The sequence below is a fragment of the Sphingomonas sp. FUKUSWIS1 genome, assembly GCF_000733135.1.
Classification (GTDB): Bacteria; Pseudomonadota; Alphaproteobacteria; order Sphingomonadales; family Sphingomonadaceae; genus Sphingomonas; species Sphingomonas aerolata.
Window position 1 is genome coordinate 1 of sequence record NZ_JPJC01000235.1, and the last position, 11,951, is coordinate 11,951.

Here is an 11,951-nt window from a genome sequence, read left to right on the forward strand (position 1 = left end):
AAGTACGCCGTTTTCCGGTTTCAACACCACGGTGTCGATCAGCGAACGGATGCGCTCGAACGCCTGTGAGCGGAGCGCATCATCCTCAAATGCATCGGTCAGCCGTCCGACCTTCTGGCGGTACGTGTTGCCAAGATCCGCATGTAGTAAGTTGGTAGGCGTCGGTACATTAAATGCGCGTTCCGCTTCGGCAAGCAACGTGCCTCGTCGCTCGGCCCACTCCCTCATTTCCGCAATGAACATCGAGGCATCCACACCCTTGAGGATGGCTGCCTTGGCAAGGGCGATCTGCCGGTCGATCTCCATCAATTCGAGATCGCGCTGCGGTTGATTGTCGGTCGCGCTTGCCTCCAGTCGCGCCGTCTCCTTCGCATCCTCGTCGAGGAATACCGCGAGCACCTCGTCACGCACCATCTCGTTCGCGAGACCGGATAGGATGCGGGCGTCGAGATCGTCCTGGCGGATGGTCAGACGGTTCCCACAAAAGGCGGGGCCTTTCTTTGATGCCCCCTGACAGCCGAACCGCGTGCGACCAGATTTGGCATAGCTCGAACCGCATTCGCCGCAGGTCATCTTGCCGGATGTCAGATATTTCGGGCGCTGCTGTGCGAAGAAGGGCAGGGCAGGGACGGCGTCCCGGGCCTTCATCGGGCCACGCCGCAGCGACTGTTGCCGGTCCTTGACGCTCTGCCATAACGTGTCGCTGACGATGCGCAGGTCTGGTGCTGCGACCGTGGTAGCCTGCTGCTCTTCTGCATTCAGGAATGCATGTCGTTTACCGGTATCGGGATTCTTGCGGTACGTCTGGCGGGCGTAAGCGCGTCTACCGACATAAAGTTGGTTGTTGAGAATGCCAGTACCACGCTCGGCGTTGCCGGTCAGCGTGTTGGGCGTCCATGCAGGTGGATTGCTCGAAGTTGCCCGATCACGTCGACCGCTGCGCGGGGGCGGTACGCCTTCCTCGTTAAGGCGGCGGACTATGCTGCCGGACGATACGCCAGCAGCATAGTCTTCGAAGATCCGTACGACGATAGCGGCTTGCGCCGGCACGATCTGCTGCAGACCCCTGGTACGTTCGCCGTTCAGGTCGTAGGCGATGCGTTTCTCATAGCCATATGCCGTGCCGCCGGGATTCTTTCCCATTGCGTGCCGCTTGATCAGAGCATCGCGAGTTTTCTCGCTGGTCGCGGCAATCTGTTCGGGGTTGATCGTTCCCATCATGCCGATTTGCAGCGCCCCGACCTCACCTTCCTTACGTGTGACAAGGAGGATGCCGCGGAACATCAGTCTTTCGTACAGCGAAGCATGTCCGCCTGGCTTCGCGACACCCGGTCCATCTCATCTGCGAACACTACGTCAACGCCCCCGGTTCCTACCGCGGCAAGTAACGCCTGTAGCCCGGCCCGGTGGATTGTTGCGCCGGACTGCGAACCATCTGTGTAGCAGCCGACCTCGGTCCATTTTCGCTGTGCGAGGCCGCGACGGTACATCGTCAACTGCGTGGCGATCGATAGCGGATCTTGGATCCGTCGAATAGCGTGCATACAGCAGTACGCGCATCAGCTTTCCTCAACCTCGTTTCGCTGAACGTTCCCGTCTACATCATAGCCTTCGGCGGTTCTGTTTAGAGCAGCTCGTCTTCGGAACTCGGCTCGTGCAAGATCGCGCGCCAGCAGCTTTGATAGCTCGATGGCCAAGCTGCTGGAGCAGCGGAGTGGGGGCGTCGGTCGCACATCACCTACATAGCCGCCAGCAAGACTGGCCTTCCCGTCCTACCCCCCTAGAGAAGAATCTGCCGCTAACCCGTCGCGGAGATTAGTGAAAACTGGTGGAAAGCCGCCTGTCCGCTTTCGGGAGGCGAACGGCGTAAGCGGACGTTCGTTCAGATAGCTGGGCAGGGGGCTGCATCGCCGTTCTGGGTGGGAATCCGCCGGTCCGCTTTGGAGTACGGAAACGCCTTTCCGGGCATTCGTTCACATGGCGTAAGAAGGCAGCTACGAGCTTTTCTTTTTTACGGCCTATGCCCGGAGCCCGGAATCTGCCCTTGAAATGGTGCGCGTGTCGATGTTTGCCTGGTAAGATGCGTCCAACGATGGAAACCACAACGACCACTCTTGTAGCTAACGCGATTGGGCCGAGCGCTCGCCGACAGGCTATTCTTGTGCTTAACTAATCTAGCGGCATCCAGCATCGCCACCTTTGAAGCTCGACAGGACTTCCATAGTAACATGGCTTGGGATCACGAAGAAAATCAATGTCCGTTGGCGGCGATCGATCGTCGCTTGGAGGATGTCCATCGCTTTTGGCATCAGGCCGAACGGGCGTATTTCGAACCTGACGAGTTCCGGGTTGCCATCCAGGCCGCCATTCAAACGGCGTGGCAGGTCTCATTCGTTCTACAAAAGAATAAGGCGCTCATCCCGGATTTCGAAGAGTGGTATAAAGAACGGCAAGCTAAGCTGGCAGCCATTCCGCTCATGCGCTGGATGGTTGAAGCTCGCAATCAGATCGAAAAGCAGGGCGATCTGGAGGCGCACAGTTTTGTGAGCGCGGAGATTGTCGCCTCTCACCTGAACGAAGGCCCCAAGATACAAGTACCTGCCAAACTCACGGACGCGCCGCTGGCTTTGATCAAAAGCGTTCCCGATTCTCTTGTCGGCCAGCATATCAAGAAGGACGGCGTGTTGCGTATACGCCGTCGCTGGATCGAAAATTCGCTGCCCAACACGGAACTGCTGGATGCGGTGGCGACAGCCTATGGGCATCTATCTCAACTGGTTCGATCGGCGCACGAGCAGATGGGACTGGTCGCACCTGTCTCCACTAACGTGAACACCGGGGAGCAATTCGCGGAGGGAGATCAAGAAGGCCGTCTTCCGTGCATGATCGGGCATGAAGACGCCCGCACTCTTGATGTGTGGCTTGCGACAGGCAAGCCGCTAGAATTTCAAGTGATTCAGAAGAAGCTCGGTCTAGAAGAAATGATTGCGGAAGGGCCAAAGCTCGAAAAGCGATATGGCATCAACCCGTCCACGATGTACGCCGACAGCGGCAAAGTTCATGACCATGCGCGATCGCTTTTCGGAGCGGCGCGCAGAATGTTCGAGAAGGACGGCTACCATATCACTATGGTCATTCTTCTTCGGAATGGAAAACCGATCGACTTTCGCGAACTCCGTCCGATGGAGCATGGTCACAAATTCATGATGATGCGGACCTTAGCGCAAAGGGCTCAAAAGATCGGTGCAGACGCCGCCGTCTTGATCAGCGAAACATGGAGCGCACTGGCGAACCCTGCCAATCCATATATGCGCGCCGTCGACTCCCCGGACAGGAAAGAGCTTTTGACGGCCACCGCCGTCTCAAAGGACGGCGATCCAATCCATCTGAGTACGGAGATTTTGCGGGATGGCGAAAAGTTCACACTCGCAGATACGATCGAACATACGAACGGCGCTCACTTCGCCTTCGCTCCGCTCTACGAGGTTTGGAAAAAGCCGATCCCCGACCATTGGGGTGATTTGCCGAAGGGCACCGATGGCATCCGGGAAGAGGGTTAGTTACCCGATACCTCTGGAATGAAGCCAACCCGATCGCTGGGTCCGGCTTCATTTCCGGCAAACCACTCGTAGTGGACGGCAGCGGCAACACTGGCGGGCGGCTCCTTGTTCTCCACGATGATGACCTGCACGCCCTTGGCCATTTTAGTGAGCGAATCCCAGAACGCTGCCTCCACGCCGGAGCCTACTGGACTGTCAGGCCCCTCGACACCCTTCGCACCCTGTCGCTTGTAGCTAGTCAATGGCTTGTCAATGACCACAAAGCCAGGATGTGGTCGATTGTTCTTCTGACAATAGCTGGCCAACGCGAGGACGAAGGCTGAATACAATACAGCCCGAAAGCCAGCACCGTGAGATTGTCGAGTCTGTCCATCGACTTTGATGTCGAAACTCTTCTCGTCAAATTCGACGCGGCTTTCTCCTTCCCACTTCCATTCCTTAAGAATAGATTCGATTTCCTTACAGAATGCCAGCAAGGAGGTTCCGGGCAGGCTTTCCCACTGCGGCTTTGCTTTTCCCTTACCAGTGTTGCTTTGCTCTATTTTCGCTTTGAGCGCGCGCAAGGTTTCGACCTGATCGCTAGTGTTACGGGCCGATTCCAGCTCCAGTCGCCGCGCATTAAGGCGGCGAAGCTGCGCGGTGCTGTTGGCGGCGGCAGGTTGCAAGATGCTGGCAAGCCTGCGTTCGGCTCCTTGATACGCGGCTAGTGCGGTCGCCCTTTCTGCATCGCGTGCTTCGCGTCGCTGCTCTAAGCTGCCGATAGCGTCTTCGAGGTCTGCGCGCTGAGCAAGGATTTTCGCGGCTTCCGCCCTTGCAGCCGCGTAGACACCTGCACTGGCCTGCGCGGCCTTATAAACATGCTCTTCGTCCATATTCTGACCGCAGAGCGGACAAGTGACGGTTTGCAAGCCATCGAAATAATACGCGCCCTCTGCGACGAAATCTAAACGGCTCAGGTCCGACGTATAATGCTCACTGAGCAGCTGATATCGCGTGAGCAACTGATCAATCGCCAAGACTTGTGTTTCGGCCTTTATTCTCACTTCGCTTGCGGTGTCGCGCTCATTCAGCAAGTTCGCGCGTTCCGTTTCAATCGCGGCCAGCTCATCGGACACTCTGGCGATCGTCTCATCGATTTTCTCGATGGAATCGTCTGTCTGATCAGTCGGGGTAGCTTGGAGCTGTTGCTCTAACGGTGCCAACAGATCATCGATCAGCGCGACTTGAGCATTCAGACGAGCCGTGACGACCGCCTTCTTTTCACTGGCGACAACACTGGAGTCGTCTTTGCCAGACAGCATGTAGGCAAACATGCGCTTTCGCGCCGTATCATCAAACCCTGCCCGCCCAAGGACGGGTGACTGCTCTTCGATCACCGAGACTTCGTCGACGATTATCGTCGGCAAGAATGTCCGGATAGTAAGCCGCTGCGTTTTCCCATCGTTATCCTTGCGGAGCAGCGCTTCCTTGATGCCCGCGAAAGGAAACAGGATCGATGTTACGTCATCAGCTTTGCTGGTACCATGCCGCCGGTAGGCGATCGCCTCGCCATTTCCATCGATGGCGTCGATCTGGGAGCGATACGCTTTGAGATCACCGCCGGAAAGGCTGCGCACTAGGGCGAGATAGTCGCCCGCCGCATTCTGAAACTCGACTTTCAGTTCGTCGTAGGGTTCGGCTCGCGGGATGCGCTTTTTCAGCTCCTCTGCCCCGAGAATATGGTCGAGGCAATGAAGCAGGTAGCTTTTTCCAGTATCGGATTCACCGGCGATGATATTCGGGCCTGGACCGAATTTGACCGAAGCGTCTTCAACATTCGGGCCCGTGAGACGTATTTCCCTAATTTGGAGCATTACAGTTCCAGCTCCTTGATCGCGGTAAGACGATCAAATTCAGCGCCCCAGCGACCGACATTTTCGGTCATGTAACTTTCCAGCATTTCGTCTGTATAGGCCGCAAAACGTGCAACCACCCAGGTCGCCCGCGCACGCAGCGAAGATGCATAGGCGGACACGAGCAATTTCAGGAACGCGCCAGTGAGTGCCGTAGCGCGATAGCAAATGCCGGTAGGTTCGAAACTCTTCTCCAGAAGCTCCTTCGCGAACATGGTGTCGAGACCCATGCGAACGAGTTCTCGCTTTACCAAAAGCTCTCCTCCCCTGAAGGGCACGGCAGGGTGAAGGCTCGCCGGGCCACTTTCCACGTCGCCGGAATGGACAAGAAGATAGTCGTAAGACACGAGTCGCTGGAGATCGAAGGCCTCGCCCTTGGCCTCCTCAAGTGCGAAAAGAAGCCGCATTCCGGACTCTATCGGGGTGTTAAACGGTCGTGCCTGTTGATGCGGCCAGCTCATTTGTCGCACCACCGGACTTGCCCTTCGTTCGCCATTTGATGGCACATGCCCTCTCGGTCGTTCGGGAGAACGTTAGGCTCAAGCGCGTGCTTGCTGAGCTGAATGGTCTGCGACGCCTTAACGGTCTCGATCAGCCGCGGATAGCCCGCAGGCTCGCCGGTATGCCAGTGGTATAGGCCGTCGTGGAACTCCTTCAGGAGTGTATCAAAGAACGCAATGTCAGCCATCTGATCCCGCGCCAGCTCCTTGAGTCCTTCGGCGTGATAGAAGGTCAGGCGTGATCGATCGAACAATCGGCGATGCTTATCCGAATGCAGGAAATCTGCTAGACTCGACACAGTGAGGCCAAGATCGGCTGAAATCACTTCCATGAGCTGCGCGACATATTTGTTCTCGCCAGCTGTCACCGCGGATGGCGGTTCGGGTGGCTTTGGGCGATCGATCAAGGGCGCGCCGAAAACGGTCAGATGATATTTGGTTTGAGCATGTTCGTTCAAAAGGGTCAGCGGCTGTTTCGCACGGAAAGCCGCGAAAGGGACGCTCTCAATGTGGGCTTTGAGTTCGGCGGTCAGTTCAGCAGGATCTTTACGGATTTTGCTCCGGCAATGCTCGTTCCAATTATCGATAATGAACTTCCGCAGGTCCTCGGGCTTATCCAGAAGGTCCTGGAACGGCGAGGTCACGCCCTTGTGAGTTACGAAGTGATACTCCTCTGGGAAGGAGTAGTCGCCACGGTGGCTATAGAACAGCACCTTACCGATTTCTGCCGCTGCTGTGCCAGCACCCAGTGCTGACCCATAGTGCTTGCACTGATAGAGCGTCCATTTACGAACCGGGACAGTGCTTGGATCATGCCAGGCGATGACATCGCGGCCCTTATCGCCTGCGCCACCCCGCTGCTGAACCTCGACGATTTCCGGTCTTTTAACAGCCAGATAGTCGGTCGCCCATTCCAAGGTAAATCGCTCGAACTCCGCAGCGCTAAAGTTCGCAAGACGATCGAACGCCGATATTGGCAATCCGACACCGAGACCGAGCAAGCGTGCATTCGCACCTGGCCACGGCGTGAGCGGTTTCAACTCTGATACTTGGCCTGGTATCTGGTCGTTTTTGCTTTTCGTCACATGGCCCCCGGACAGACCCTGCCTTTGTCAGTCGCCTTTGGCCATAGACTTGTCCTGGGAGCGTCTGCTTTAGCTGACGTTCGATCAGAATCCGGGTCATCGCGACGCTGCATGCCGCATGAACGAATGGCCGGTTTCGGGACGCACCTAAACTGCCGAGAACGACCGACATTGGGTCGACGTGCTGAGGCGGAGGGCAGGTATCGACCAGAGCCGGTCATTCCAATCAGTTACGGTAAACGTCTGATAGTGACAGAAGCTGCCGGTGAGCGCCCGGCCGGCAGTGCGCCCGCTATCGCCGCTTCCATGATGCATTTGCAGTCTCAGAATCTGTCGTCGTAAACGTGCTCAAGGCTTCAGGAGATCGTCCGCTCAATCAGCTTTGGTCTTCTATGTCATCGGTCTAAGGGCGTCACGGGGGACACGCATTTGCGGATCGCGATTGTCGATGAAAGTGCCGCGCGCGCGGCGGTGATCGAGGAAGGGCTGCGCGATGCGGGCCTGAGCGATGTCACGATCTTCGTCGATCGACGCGGGATCGCCGCGCGGCTCGAGGCGCTGTCGCCCGATGTCGTGCTGATCAACCTCGCCAATCCGCACCGCGACGAGTTGGAAGAACTGTTCGCCTTGTCCAAGGCGATGGCGCGGCCGGTCGCGATGTTCGTCGACCAGAGCGACGTGGCGGGGATCGAGGCGGCGATCGATGCGGGCGTGTCGGCCTATGTCGTCGACGGGCTGAAGAAGGAGCGGATCCGGCCGATCCTCGAACTCGCGATCCGCCGGTTTCGCGCCTATTCGCGGCTGCGCACCGAACTGGACGAAGCGCGCAGCGCGCTCGCCGAGCGCAAGGCGATCGACGAGGCCAAGGCGCTGCTGATGAAGAAGCGCGGGATCGACGAGCCAGCAGCGTATGCCGCGCTGCGCAAGGCGGCGATGGATAGCGGGCGGCGGATCGGCGATGTCGCCGACGCGATCGTCACCGCCAACCGGCTGATGGGGGATTTATGACGACCACGCCGTTCCGCATCGGTTTTTTGCCATTGGTCGACGCCGCCTTGCCGATCCTTGCGCGTGAACTCGGGTTTGCCGAGGCCGAGGGCATCTCGCTCGAGCTGATCCGCGACATCAGCTGGGCCACGGTCAATGACCGGCTGCTCTATGGCCATAGCGATGCCGCGCATCTGCTCGCGCCGCTCGCGATCGCGACGACGCTGGGGCTGGGGCGGCCGGCGACGCCGCTGTCGGTTCCGTTCGTGCTCGGGCTCAACGGCAATGCGATCACGCTGCGGCCCGATCTTGCCGCGCAGGTCACAGCCGTGGGCGCGCCGGGCGATGTCGCGGCGATCGGGGCGCGGCTTGCGATCGTCGCGCAGGCGGCGCGCGAGCGCGGCACGCCGTTGCGCTTTGGTGTGGTGCATCGCTATTCGAGCCACAATTACATGCTGCGCTATTGGTTGATCGGCTGCGGGATTGATCCCGACGCCGACGTCGCGATCGTCACGGTCGCACCGCCCTTCGCCGCCGACGCGCTTGCCGCGGGCGAGATTGACGGGATCTGCGTCGGCGAGCCGTGGAACAGCGTCGCGGTCGATCGCGGCGTCGGCGTGATCGTCGCGGTGACGTCGCAGATCTGGCTGCGCGGCGTCGAGAAGGTGCTGGCGATGCGGACCGCGCGGATGGAGGAGGATCCCGACCTTACCCACCGCCTGCTGCGCGCGCTGTACCGGGCGGGCGTCGCTTTCGTCGATCCGGCACGGCGCGAGGACATCGCCGCAATCCTCGCGCGTCCGGCCTATCTCGATGGATCGGCGACGCTGATCGGCCACGCGATCTCGGACCGCATCGTGTTTGCGCAAGGAGCGGCGCCGATCGACGTGCCTGACTTCATGTTCCAGCACCGCGAGGCGGCCAACTTTCCATGGGTCAGCCAGGCAGCGTGGCTCTATGCGCAGATGTCGATTGCCGGCCATGTTTCAGCAAATGCCACCAGCTATGACGCCGCGCAGCGCGTCTTTCGCCCCGACGTCTATCGCGCTGCGCTGCGGCCGCTGGGCGTCCCGCTGCCGGGGGCGAGCTCGAAGCTCGAGGGCGGGATCGTCGAAGCGCTGGGCGTGGGCACCACACAGGGGCGGCTGATCCTCGGCGCAGACCGATTCTTCGATGCGCGCAGCTTCGATCCCGCCGATCTGGCCGGCTATCTGGGTGGATTCTGAGCTTTAAGCACCGCGTCGCAGAAAATTGTTGCGTTGCGGCGCGAATCGATGCAGCTTTCGGTCATCGTCGAGACGCTGCAACGGGGTAGCGTCTTCGGCATCACCAACAATCTGGCAAAGTCGCCGTCGCGTCTCGCATGATCGAGCGCCGCGGCGGCTTTTTTGCGTTTGCTCGAGGGGGGAATCGGGACGATGACGCAGCTGCAGACAGGGTTTGACGCGGGGCTGGCGGGGACCGGCAAGCGTGCCAGGGCGAAGCCGACCGCGCCGGGTGCCACCGGCTTCTGGCAGAGCGGGCATCGTCCGACGCTGATCGCCGCGTTTCTCTATTTCGATCTCGCCTTCATGGTGTGGGTGCTGCTCGGCCCGCTCGCGCCGATCATCGCCAAGGAGCTGGCACTGTCGCCCGCCGAGAAGGGGCTGATGGTGGCCGTGCCGACGCTCGCCGGCGCGGTGTTGCGGCTCGTCAACGGGCTGCTCGTCGACAAGATCGGGCCGAAAAAGACCGGGGCGATCGGGCAGATCATCGTCATCGCCGGGCTGTCGATCGGCTGGCTGTTCGGGGTGCACAGCTTCGAGGGCACGCTCGCGCTCGGCGTCGTGCTGGGCTTTGCCGGGGCGAGCTTCGCGGTCGCCCTACCCCTGGCCTCGCGCTGGTATCCGGCCGAGCATCAGGGCAAGGCGATGGGGATTGCGGGCATGGGCAATTCGGGCACTGTGCTCGCCTCGCTGTTCGCGCCGCTGCTCGCCAAGGCGTTCGGGTGGAACGCGGTGCTGGGGCTGGCGGTGATCCCGCTGGTGATCGTGTTCGTGCTCTACATGGTGATGGCGAAGGACTCGCCGAGCCAGCCCGCGCCTAAGCCGTTCGCTGCCTATCTGTCGGTGCTCAAGGAAGTCGACACCTGGTGGTTCATGCTGTTCTACGGCGTCACCTTTGGCGGCTTCGTCGGGCTCGCCGCCAGCCTGCCGGTCTATTTCACCGACCGTTTCGCACTGACTCCGGTAATGGCAGGCTATTGCACCGCGGCGTGCGTCTTCACCGGATCGCTGGTGCGGCCGATCGGCGGCGCGGTGGCGGACAGGATCGGCGGGATCAGCGCATTGACCGCGGTCTATCTACTGGCGGCGATTACGCTGGTCGCGATCAGCACCGCACCTGCCTCGCTGCTCGTCTCGCTCGGCCTGTTCCTGCTGGTGATGGCTACGCTCGGCTTTGGCAATGGTGCTGTGTTCCAGCTCGTGCCGCAGCGCTTCCGCAGCGAGATCGGCGTGATGACCGGGCTGGTCGGCTTCGGCGGCGGGGTCGGCGGCTTCTACCTGGCCTCCTCGCTAGGCTTCGCCAAGCAGTGGACCGGCAGCACGTCGCCGGGCTTCCTGATCTTCGCCGGGCTCGCGGTTATCGCCTTGCTCGGCATCCTCAAGGTCAAGCGCCACTGGCGCGGCAGCTGGACCGCGGCGAACGGCGCGCGGATCTGATGCGCGCGCTGTCGCTCCTCGTATTGGGAGGGCTGGTGGCGACACCGGCCCTCGCCGACCCGCTCACATTCACCCCGCTGGTCGATGCGCGGCTGCGCTACGAGCATGTCGAGCAGGTGCCGCTTGCCAAGGACGCCGACGCGGTCACGGTCAGGCTCCGCAGCGGGTTCGAGGCGAAGCTCAGCGATTTCAGCTTCCTCGCCGAATCCGAGGCAACGCTGGCGATCAACCCGGCCTACAATAGCGGGCTTAACGGCAAGACCGCTTACCCGATCGTTCCCGATCCGCAGAATGTCGAACTCAACCGGCTGCAGCTGCAATATCGCGGGCTCAAGCAGACCGTCGTCACTGTCGGGCGGCAGGCGATCAACCTCGACGACCAGCGCTTCGTCGGCGCGGTCGCGTGGCGCGACAATGAGCAGACCTTCGATGCGGTGCGGGTCGAATGGTCGGCGATCAAGAACCTCAAGGCCGATGTCATTTATGCAAACAATGTCCGTACGATCTGGGGGATCGATGGCGGCAATCGCTTCGGTCCTGCAAAGCTTGCCGAGATTGGCGGCGACAATCTCCTCGCCAATCTGGCGTACAAGACCAGCCTCGGCACGCTGACGGGTTTTGCGTATCTGGTCGACCAGGACGAGCGGCAGGTGTTCGTCAACTCCAGCCAGAGCTACGGCGGGCGTTTCGTGGGTGCCTATCCGCTGAGCAAGACGGTCAAGCTGACCTATCTGGCGAGCTTCGCTTCGCAGAGCGACTATCACCGCAACCCGAATCGCTATCACGCGGACTATTATGCGGGCGAACTGGGTATTGCTGCCAAGGCGCTGTCGCTCACCGGCGGGTATGAAGTGCTCGGCGCGGACAAGGGCGTCGCGGTCACCAGCTTCCAGACTCCGCTCGCCACCTTGCACAAGTTCAACGGCTGGGCCGACAAGTTCCTCGTCACCCCGCCCAATGGCCTGCGCGATGCTTACGGCTCGGTCGGTCATGGCTGGAAGACGGTCGCCGGGCTCGACGCGATTGGCCTGATCGCGAGCTACCATCGCTTCGACAGCGACCGGCTCAGCCAGCATTACGGCAACGAGGTCGATGCGCAGGTCAGCGTCCGGAAGGGCCGATACACCGCGCTCCTCAAATATGCCGATTATCGCGCTGACCGCTTCGCGACCGACACCAAGAAACTCTGGCTCTCCCTGGATTGGGCTTTCTCATGACCAAACCC

Annotated in this window: 10 protein-coding genes; 5 read left to right on the top strand and 5 right to left on the bottom strand. The window is 60.4% G+C overall.

The genetic code is table 11. The annotated features are described in order from the left end of the window. Together sphsw_RS14540 and sphsw_RS20905 are read right to left on the bottom strand one after the other, a co-directional pair. A partial coding sequence (locus sphsw_RS14540; protein WP_031441248.1) for a recombinase family protein occupies positions 1–1,284 on the bottom strand: 1,284 nt, incomplete at its 3' end. Continuing rightward, positions 1,284–1,544, bottom strand: a complete 261-nt coding sequence (locus tag sphsw_RS20905) for a recombinase family protein (RefSeq protein WP_031441249.1) — start codon at positions 1,542–1,544, stop codon at positions 1,284–1,286. The genes sphsw_RS14540 and sphsw_RS20905, both read right to left, overlap by 1 nt. 684 nt (positions 1,545–2,228) lie before the next feature. Between sphsw_RS20905 and sphsw_RS14550 the strand changes: the two genes are divergently transcribed. Further along, positions 2,229–3,560: a hypothetical protein gene (locus tag sphsw_RS14550; protein WP_042467415.1), complete on the top strand. Its 1,332-nt coding sequence runs from the start codon at positions 2,229–2,231 to the stop codon at positions 3,558–3,560. On the opposite strand, the gene sphsw_RS14555 is transcribed toward sphsw_RS14550, so the two are convergent. The 3 genes from sphsw_RS14555 to sphsw_RS14565 are packed head-to-tail and all read right to left on the bottom strand — an operon-like array spanning position 3,557 to position 6,992. After that, positions 3,557–5,413 carry a hypothetical protein gene (locus tag sphsw_RS14555; protein WP_031441251.1) on the bottom strand — a complete coding sequence of 619 codons (1,857 nt, stop codon included), beginning with the start codon at positions 5,411–5,413 and terminating at the stop codon, positions 3,557–3,559. The two genes, sphsw_RS14550 and sphsw_RS14555, sit on opposite strands and share 4 nt — an antisense overlap. Further along, a complete protein-coding gene (locus tag sphsw_RS14560; RefSeq protein ID WP_031441252.1) occupies positions 5,413–5,913 on the bottom strand; it encodes an ABC-three component system middle component 2 in 501 nt (166 codons plus the stop codon). The genes sphsw_RS14555 and sphsw_RS14560 overlap by 1 nt, the downstream gene beginning before the upstream one ends. Then, a complete protein-coding gene (locus sphsw_RS14565; protein ID WP_200874045.1) occupies positions 5,910–6,992 on the bottom strand; it encodes an ABC-three component system protein in 1,083 nt (360 codons plus the stop codon). The genes sphsw_RS14560 and sphsw_RS14565 overlap by 4 nt, the downstream gene beginning before the upstream one ends. A 474-nt stretch (positions 6,993–7,466) precedes the next feature. On the opposite strand from sphsw_RS14565, the gene sphsw_RS14570 reads away from it, so the two are divergent. From sphsw_RS14570 to sphsw_RS14585, 4 genes are all read left to right on the top strand, one after another. Continuing rightward, complete coding sequence (locus tag sphsw_RS14570) at positions 7,467–8,045, top strand: ANTAR domain-containing response regulator (protein WP_031441254.1); 579 nt, start codon at positions 7,467–7,469, stop codon at positions 8,043–8,045. Further along, the gene (locus sphsw_RS14575) at positions 8,042–9,250 is read left to right on the top strand and encodes an ABC transporter substrate-binding protein (RefSeq protein WP_031441255.1); all 1,209 of its coding nucleotides are present in this window, start codon (positions 8,042–8,044) and stop codon (positions 9,248–9,250) included. The genes sphsw_RS14570 and sphsw_RS14575 overlap by 4 nt, the downstream gene beginning before the upstream one ends. 192 nt (positions 9,251–9,442) lie before the next feature. After that, positions 9,443–10,726, top strand: a complete 1,284-nt coding sequence (locus sphsw_RS14580; protein ID WP_081874355.1) for a nitrate/nitrite transporter — start codon at positions 9,443–9,445, stop codon at positions 10,724–10,726. Then, positions 10,726–11,943, top strand: a complete 1,218-nt coding sequence (locus sphsw_RS14585; RefSeq protein WP_031441257.1) for an alginate export family protein — start codon at positions 10,726–10,728, stop codon at positions 11,941–11,943. The genes sphsw_RS14580 and sphsw_RS14585 overlap by 1 nt, the downstream gene beginning before the upstream one ends. Positions 11,944–11,951 lie beyond the last annotated feature (8 nt).

Coding starts and splice junctions, on each gene's coding strand:
- sphsw_RS20905 (WP_031441249.1), bottom strand. CDS start 1,544: ATGCACGCTATTCGACGGATCCAAGATCCGCTATCGATCGCCACGCAG.
- sphsw_RS14550 (WP_042467415.1), top strand. CDS start 2,229: ATGGCTTGGGATCACGAAGAAAATCAATGTCCGTTGGCGGCGATCGAT.
- sphsw_RS14555 (WP_031441251.1), bottom strand. CDS start 5,413: ATGCTCCAAATTAGGGAAATACGTCTCACGGGCCCGAATGTTGAAGAC.
- sphsw_RS14560 (WP_031441252.1), bottom strand. CDS start 5,913: ATGAGCTGGCCGCATCAACAGGCACGACCGTTTAACACCCCGATAGAG.
- sphsw_RS14575 (WP_031441255.1), top strand. CDS start 8,042: ATGACGACCACGCCGTTCCGCATCGGTTTTTTGCCATTGGTCGACGCC.
- sphsw_RS14580 (WP_081874355.1), top strand. CDS start 9,443: ATGACGCAGCTGCAGACAGGGTTTGACGCGGGGCTGGCGGGGACCGGC.
- sphsw_RS14585 (WP_031441257.1), top strand. CDS start 10,726: ATGCGCGCGCTGTCGCTCCTCGTATTGGGAGGGCTGGTGGCGACACCG.